At 33.5% G+C, this 7,719-nt stretch carries 7 protein-coding genes and 1 pseudogene; 5 read left to right on the top strand and 3 right to left on the bottom strand.

What is annotated here, in order from left to right:
- Positions 1-74: 74 nt before the first annotated feature.
- Both ACI3E5_RS17380 and ACI3E5_RS17375 read right to left on the bottom strand, forming a co-directional pair.
- A pseudogene (locus tag ACI3E5_RS17380) lies at positions 75-458 on the bottom strand (N-6 DNA methylase); the annotation flags it as partial.
- A 222-nt stretch (positions 459-680) separates the two neighbouring features.
- On the bottom strand, positions 681-821 hold the full coding sequence (locus ACI3E5_RS17375; protein ID WP_271292013.1) for a JAB domain-containing protein: 141 nt from the start codon (positions 819-821) through the stop codon (positions 681-683).
- A gap of 441 nt (positions 822-1,262) precedes the next feature.
- On the opposite strand from ACI3E5_RS17375, the gene ACI3E5_RS17370 reads away from it, so the two are divergent.
- The 5 genes from ACI3E5_RS17370 (at position 1,263) to ACI3E5_RS17350 (ending at position 6,662) form a co-directional block, all read left to right on the top strand.
- Complete coding sequence (locus tag ACI3E5_RS17370) at positions 1,263-1,406, top strand: hypothetical protein (RefSeq protein WP_002360221.1); 144 nt, start codon at positions 1,263-1,265, stop codon at positions 1,404-1,406.
- A gap of 253 nt (positions 1,407-1,659) precedes the next feature.
- Positions 1,660-3,087: a chloramphenicol/florfenicol efflux MFS transporter FexA gene (gene fexA, locus ACI3E5_RS17365; protein ID WP_065813868.1), complete on the top strand. Its 1,428-nt coding sequence runs from the start codon at positions 1,660-1,662 to the stop codon at positions 3,085-3,087.
- Between the two features lie 315 nt (positions 3,088-3,402).
- On the top strand, positions 3,403-5,370 hold the full coding sequence (gene optrA / locus ACI3E5_RS17360; RefSeq protein WP_223603182.1) for an ABC-F type ribosomal protection protein OptrA: 1,968 nt from the start codon (positions 3,403-3,405) through the stop codon (positions 5,368-5,370).
- A 263-nt stretch (positions 5,371-5,633) separates the two neighbouring features.
- Positions 5,634-5,768 carry a hypothetical protein gene (locus ACI3E5_RS17355; RefSeq protein WP_002415371.1) on the top strand — a complete coding sequence of 45 codons (135 nt, stop codon included), beginning with the start codon at positions 5,634-5,636 and terminating at the stop codon, positions 5,766-5,768.
- A gap of 531 nt (positions 5,769-6,299) precedes the next feature.
- Complete coding sequence (locus ACI3E5_RS17350; protein ID WP_024378353.1) at positions 6,300-6,662, top strand: EFR1 family ferrodoxin; 363 nt, start codon at positions 6,300-6,302, stop codon at positions 6,660-6,662.
- 124 nt (positions 6,663-6,786) lie between these two features.
- Here ACI3E5_RS17350 and erm(A) read toward each other — a convergent pair whose 3' ends face one another.
- Positions 6,787-7,518: a 23S rRNA (adenine(2058)-N(6))-methyltransferase Erm(A) gene (gene erm(A), locus ACI3E5_RS17345; protein WP_002360844.1), complete on the bottom strand. Its 732-nt coding sequence runs from the start codon at positions 7,516-7,518 to the stop codon at positions 6,787-6,789.
- Between the last annotated feature and the right edge of the window lie 201 nt (positions 7,519-7,719).

Genomic DNA, 7,719 nt, shown 5'->3' with positions numbered 1-7,719 from the left:
ATTGGGAATCCCAGCTTAAATCATAGATACCGTAAGGGATTTTATTCTTTATTTAAAACTTTGCAACAGAACCCTTTTTTCTTTAATTCTCCATTATGATGTTCAACTTGTTCTTTGTAGTTATCATAGTATTGTTGAAACATGTTCATCACACATATTTGGGCATTATCTTCCAATAATTCAATTCCGTATAGTGTTGTCAGGGCGAGCAAAGAATAATTTTCATATTGAATTAAATCGTTATTGTATTTTTTAGATACCATGTTTAACTTTCTCTCGAGTATTACTACTAAAAAAGCGCCTTCTCCAGCAGTCGGTTCTAAAAACGTTGCTGTTAAATTTTCACAAGCCTCTTTTATCTCGGGTATATTTAGCATTTTTTTTACTATTCTTTTAGGGGTAAATACTTCTCCATGTTTTTGAACACGAAGCTTAGATTTAATAATTTCCTCATTCAAACATAGTACCCTCCTTTCTTTGTCACTTCTTTCGTTTTTTATATTTAATATGAGACGTTTTTTAATTTTATTTTTTTAGAGTAGGAGATAAATTCTTGTATCTTATAGTGTATCTATACCATTTTTATCTAGTTCTATTCTATCATAAAATACTTTACTAAATTCGTTTGAAGAAATTCTACGGAATAATTCTTGAAGAAAAAAAGGGAATTGTTCTCCCTTTTAAATATAGCCTCTTTCTTTCAGGCTAGTAAAACCGTTATCACTGTTTACTACTAAATGATCAAGTACTTCGATGCCTAGTAACTTTCCGGCTTCGACTAATCTCTTTGTAACGTTAATATCTTCCTTCGATGGTGTAATTGTTTATCAAGAGTAAATTACTAAAAATCCATTAACATCAATGTTTTTACTTTAAGAACATATATTTAACGTGTTAAATCAAATGAAAAAATACAATGTAATTATTAGATGACAATTGATTACGGTCAGAAGAATGTACCACAAATAAAAAAACTAATTCCTTTTTATTTTATCGAGGAATTAAGCTTTTGACCTGCAACAATCACGCCCAATTTCGGAATATCTATAATATGATTTCGATCTTAAATTATCTACTTTAACTGACGCTACCTGCTCGTTAAAGAAGACCTATTTAAAAAAGTTTATACTGCACCTGCCTTTATTATGTAAGTAAAAGTAGTAAAGCTTTAAATTGGTTTTCAAAAAAGTAGGGTTGATTATTTCTTTTTCATCAATTATAATTGTGTTATTATCACAATATGAGAAAGGAGGCAAAAAGTAATGGGAATTGATTTCATTAATGTCGAGTTTAGAAAGCATGTAAAAGTTTCAGGGGATTTAGGTACAACGGGATCAGTATGTCCTTTTTCACAAAAACAAAAAATGGAAACACTACCGGAAAACTTTTTGCCTCCTTTTATATAATGGGCAAAAATTTATGAATCTATTGCATTTGTAAAAATGCATACGAATGATTAGGCACCGGTTGTTAAACTGGTGCCTTTTTTTTGTTTGATCAGTTCAGTTAGTTTGGAGAACCGAATCTTTAATCATGCTGTAGAAATATGGTGAGTTCGTTGATTTGGTTTTACAATATAAATAGATATGAGGTGAGGTTTATGGTGAAAGCAGTGGATTTAGCCTCCTAAAATCACAATATATTTTAGGAGGAAATAAAATGAAAAAGGATAGTAAATCTAAAGAAATGATTCAATCTGAAAAAAGGGGTTCTACTAGGCTTTTAATGATGGTACTCTCCCTATCTGTACTTGTAGGTTCAATTACGGCTGATTCAGTCAATCCCGTACTTCCACTAATAAGCAAAGCTTTAGAAGCTTCGAAATCTCAAGTGAGTTGGATAGTTAGTGGTATTGCACTTGTTCTTGCGATTGGAGTTCCGATTTATGGTCGAATCTCAGACTTTTTTGAGTTACGAAAGCTATATATCTTTGCCATTATGATTCTGGCAAGTGGTAGTCTTTTATGTGCAATTGCCCCGAACCTCCCATTGTTGGTTTTGGGAAGAATGGTTCAGGGTGCTGGGATGTCCGCAATTCCAGTTCTATCAGTCATTGCAATTTCGAAGGTTTTCCCACAAGGAAAACGTGGGGGAGCTTTGGGAATTATCGCAGGAAGTATTGGTGTTGGAACTGCTGCTGGTCCAATATTTGGTGGAGTAGTTGGTCAATATTTAGGGTGGAATGCCTTGTTTTGGTTCACATTTTTGTTAGCCATTATGATTGTTATTGGTGCCTACTACGCGTTACCGACAATTAAACCGGCAGAATCCGTAGGAAGCAATAAGAACTTTGATTTCATTGGTGGTTTATTCCTCGGCCTCACAGTAGGATTACTCCTTTTTGGCATCACTCAAGGAGAAACTTCTGGTTTTTCTTCGTTCTCATCGTTAACTAGCCTAATTGGTTCTGTTGTAGCTTTGGTGGGATTTATTTGGAGAATTGTTACCGCAGAAAATCCATTTGTACCACCTGTCCTGTTCAATAACAAGGATTATGTCAATACGGTCATAATTGCATTTTTTTCGATGTTTGCTTATTTCGCTGTTCTTGTGTTCGTCCCATTACTAGTCATTGAGGTGAATGGACTCTCTTCTGGACAGGCTGGAATGATATTGTTGCCAGGTGGTGTGGCTGTTGCAATCTTATCTCCCTTCGTTGGCCGTCTTTCTGATCGATTTGGGGATAAACGTCTGATAATTACTGGGATGACTCTGATGGGGCTGTCTACCTTATTCTTGTCCACCTATGCATCTGGTGCTTCACCTCTGTTAGTTTCCGTGGGGGTCCTCGGAGTAGGGATTGCTTTTGCATTCACGAATTCTCCCGCAAATAACGCCGCAGTAAGTGCACTCGATGCAGACAAGGTTGGTGTCGGAATGGGGATTTTCCAAGGTGCTTTGTACCTTGGAGCAGGAACTGGAGCAGGTATGATTGGAGCATTATTATCCGCTCGACGTGATGCTACTGAGCCGATAAATCCATTATATATATTGGACGCTATGTCCTACTCAGATGCGTTCCTTGCAGCTACAGGGGCAATACTCATTGCCTTAATAGCTGGATTAGGTTTAAAAAAGCGTGGGTAATAACTTAGTTATGTAAAGATTAGTTATTGTTTAGTTCATCTTCTATAGTTTAAGCTGTAAATAAATAGCTTAGGAATCACGCAAATTTGAATTTCTTAGAATAGAATACTTTTAAGTAACTCAACTTTCGTACACTGTTTTATTGGTGCGAAAGTTGAGTATGTTAAGGATGAAACAATGTACAATAAGGTGGCAATTGAATTATATTAATAATCGATAGGAGGTAGAAGCAAATGAAATCTACAACTATAGTAACATTTAAAGAACTCCATGTATAGGTGGCTGTGACAAGCTTTACATGGAGTAGAATAATTATTGTCCAAAGCCACCTTTGCAATTGCTAGTACTAACGCAAAGGAGGATATGAAAATGCAATACAAAATAATTAATGGTGCCGTTTACTATGATGGTAATATGGTGTTGGAAAACATCGGTATTGAAATCAATGATAATGAAAAGATTGCTATTGTTGGTAGAAATGGATGTGGAAAAACAACCTTGCTAAAAGCTATTATAGGCGAAATTGAATTAGAAGAAGGAACTGGTGAAAGTGAGTTTCAAGTAATAAAGACCGGTAACCCTTATATTAGCTATTTAAGACAGATGCCTTTTGAAGATGAAAGTATATCAATGGTGGATGAAGTCCGTAAGGTATTTAAGACGCTTATTGATATGGAAAACAAGATGAAACAGCTGATAGATAAAATGGAGAATCAATATGATGATAAAATCATCAATGAATACTCTGATATCCTTGAAAGGTATATGGCTCTTGGAGGTCTAACCTACCAAAAAGAATATGAAACGATGATTCGTAGTATGGGTTTTACTGAAGCAGATGATAAAAAACCCATTTCTGAATTTTCAGGTGGTCAGCGAACTAAGATAGCTTTTATAAAAATACTTTTAACAAAGCCAGACATTCTATTACTTGATGAACCTACTAACCACCTTGATATAGAAACAATACAATGGTTGGAGAGTTATTTGAGAAGTTATAAATCTACATTGGTTATTATTTCCCATGATAGAATGTTTCTTAATCGAATTGTGGATAAGGTTTATGAAATCGAATGGGGAGAGACCAAATGTTATAAAGGTAATTATTCAGCCTTTGAGGAGCAAAAACGAGAAAATCATATCAAACAGCAAAAAGATTACGACTTGCAACAGATAGAAATTGAAAGGATTACACGCTTGATTGAACGTTTTCGTTATAAACCTACGAAAGCTAAAATGGTGCAATCTAAAATTAAATTATTACAGCGTATGCAAATATTAAATGCACCAGACCAATACGATACAAAAACTTATATGTCTAAATTTCAACCGAGAATCAGTAGTTCAAGGCAAGTATTAAGTGCTTCAGAACTTGTGATAGGCTATGATACTCCTCTTGCAAAGGTTAATTTCAACCTTGAAAGGGGACAGAAGCTTGGAATTGTTGGGAGTAATGGTATTGGTAAATCCACGTTGCTTAAAACACTTATGGGTGGTGTGGCAGCATTGTCTGGAGATTTTAAATTCGGATACAATGTTGAAATTAGCTATTTTGACCAACAGCTTGCTCAAATCAGTGGAGATGATACACTATTCGAAATTTTTCAAAGCGAATACCCTGAGCTAAATGACACAGAGGTCAGAACTGCTCTTGGCTCATTTCAGTTTAGTGGAGATGATGTTTTTAGACCGGTGTCCTCTTTGTCAGGTGGAGAAAAGGTTAGATTGACATTATGTAAATTATTATATAAACGTCCTAATGTTTTAATCTTAGATGAACCGACAAACCACATGGATATTATTGGAAAAGAGAATTTAGAGAATATCTTATGCAGTTATCAAGGTACAATTATTTTTGTGTCACATGATAGATATTTTACTAATAAGATTGCTGACAGATTACTTGTTTTTGATAAGGATGGTGTAGAGTTTGTACAATCTACTTATGGTGAGTACGAGAAAAAAAGGATGAATTCTGAAAAGCCATTTAATAACATTAAAGTTGAGCAGAAAGTAGAGAAAAATAACACAGTAAAAGGCGATCGTAACTCCATTGAGAAGGAGAAGGTTAAGAAGGAGAAACGAATTGAAAAGCTTGAAGTGTTAATAAATCAATATGATGAAGAATTAGAAAGATTGAATAAAATCATTTCTGAACCAAACAATTCTTCTGATTATATAGTACTGACGGAAATACAAAAATCAATTGATGATGTTAAAAGGTGTCAGGGTAATTATTTTAATGAATGGGAACAGTTGATGAGAGAATTGGAAGTTATGTAATTTTTGAGTTATGCAATAAGGATGTAAAAGTGTTAATGATACATTCTGGTTGTTGAAAATGTAAAAAAATTAATGAATTTTTATTAGATATAATCGCTATGTGAAGACCTTTTGAGTTTGCCGCATAGCGGTTTTTATTATCTATACTTTGGAATTGTCAAGAAAAGTGTAGTCGTATAAACTCACTAAATTTCCTTTGATTGTTATGCTGCCAGAAGTTGTTCTTCCAGTAGCCCTCTGTATATAACAGGAGGATTGAGCAGGTGGTTTCTGTCGTTGCAGAACCAGATTCTAAATATGGGACTGAAGTATTTGATGAATATGTCATAAGTAAAGAATTTGAAAATGTTCAAGAGGTTATGACGTCTCAAATACAGCAGAAAGGAAGGTTAAGATAAGAGAAACTGAAGTTCAACAATAGTATTTAGATATAGGGTGATAAATCAGATTATATTGTGATTTGTAGAATTGCTTGCCTTGGTGCTAAATAGGTATGGTAATAATGTACTAATCGATTGTTTTGTAGTAAAAAAGCAACAGATAATTAGGATATTTTTCTTGTATTGTTCGTTAAAAAGAGCCAAACGAAGTATATTTTCTCATAGAAGTTGAACATAGTAGACTGATTATTGCCACTGTAAAAAATGAGGAATGTATCCTGTGTTACAGTTATTCCATTAATGAGAGATGAGGATAAAGATAGATTTGTACAGGGAATTGAGAAATTTAACGTTTAAACAAAATCTAGTTCATCCTTTACACTATCCGTTGGGATAGTATACGTCACAAATGTGCGTACTTACATTTTGAATTTTCTTAAGTATAATACTCATTATGATGACACCTAGATAACAATTCAAACCCGATGCAAGTGTAACTGCATCAAAAATCAATTTTGAATCCTAATTAGTTAAAGAGAGGTAGCAGAAATGACAATTTTGTATTTTACCGCAACAGGAAACAGTCTTTATGTTGCGAAAAGACTTGGTGGAAAACTAATATCCATCCCACAAATGATAAAAGAGAATAAATATGAGTTCTCAGACGAGAGGATAGGTATTGTATTCCCGGTTTTTCACGTTAATATCCCGCCATATATTAGAGATTTTTTAGAACGCTCTATTTTTAATTGCAAATATCTATTTGTTATTGCAACATATGGAGAATATGCAGGTTCAACTGCAGATGAAGTGAAAAAGATTTTAGACAAACGTTCAATACCAGCCAATTATATAAATAATATACAAATCGTTAAGTATATGAAAAATTCTATAGAAACTTCTCTCAATTAGGCTAATTTTATTGCAATAACAGGTGCCTACTTTTAAAACAACCGATTTATTAATAAATATTGAAAATTTTTAGGAAGAATAAAGCGTTCTCTTGTGAAATTAGAGAACGCTTTATTACTTTAATTTACTGAAACAATTTGTAACTATTGAAAATAGAAAGAAATTGTTCCTTCGATAGTTTATTAATATTAGTGACATTTGCATGCTTCAAAGCCTGTCGGAATTGGTTTTTAGTAAAAAGAACGCGATATTCACGGTTTACCCACTTATAAACAAAAGATTGATACTCTTTGTAGTCCTTCTTTAAAATCAATGGTTGATGTCGTTCAAGAACAATCAATACAGAGTCTACATTCGGTTTAGGGTGAAAATATGCTCGTGGCACTTTTTTGAGAACTCTTATGTCCAATTCCACCATCAATAGCAAACCTAAAGCTCGTTTCGTATTTTGTAATCTTTTTGCAAAACCATTCTCCACAATAAGGTAACTATATTTCGAATTGCTTTCAAAAGCAATTTTTTTGACAATATCAGTACTGATGTTAAAGGGGATATTACCAAATATTTTATAGTCTTTGTTTTTGGGGAAGTTAAATTTCAGAATATCCGTATGGATAACTTTTATATTCTGAAAAGGCTTCACGACTTTTTGGGTGACTTGACACAAGTCCTCATCAATTTCTATAGAATCCACCCACCGACTCATTTTGACAAGTTCTTTGGTAAAATGACCTTTTCCTGATCCAATTTCTATTACATTATCTTGTTTATTTATATTCGTATGATTCAATATCTCTTTTACATGCTTTTTAGAAGTAATAAAATTTTGAGTGTCCTTTGGGTTTTTCTGGTTCATTATAACCTTCTCCTTGCCATTTTTTTCATTATGAATGAGATAAAGTAATATCTACTACTGCGATACTAGTGCACATACTTGAAACCTCCTTACGTAACTGATTATATCATTTCTGTTTACTTTTTAGGGTTCTGTTGCAAAGTTTTAAATCTACTATCAAATAAGGTAGAATAATAGAAAAAGATAGCAGGAGGAATGACG

The organism is Candidatus Enterococcus avicola (assembly GCF_047470845.1).
GTDB classification, from domain to species: Bacteria; Bacillota; Bacilli; order Lactobacillales; family Enterococcaceae; genus Enterococcus_D; species Enterococcus_D casseliflavus.
The sequence above is the reverse complement of the archived record's forward strand: the minus strand, read 5'-3'. Positions and strand labels throughout refer to the sequence as shown.

Bases quoted from the DNA above. Each gene is read 5' to 3' on its own strand.
- ACI3E5_RS17350 (WP_024378353.1), top strand. From the start codon at position 6,300: ATGACAATTTTGTATTTTACCGCAACAGGAAACAGTCTTTATGTTGCG.
- ACI3E5_RS17370 (WP_002360221.1), top strand. From the start codon at position 1,263: ATGGGAATTGATTTCATTAATGTCGAGTTTAGAAAGCATGTAAAAGTT.
- fexA (WP_065813868.1), top strand. From the start codon at position 1,660: ATGAAAAAGGATAGTAAATCTAAAGAAATGATTCAATCTGAAAAAAGG.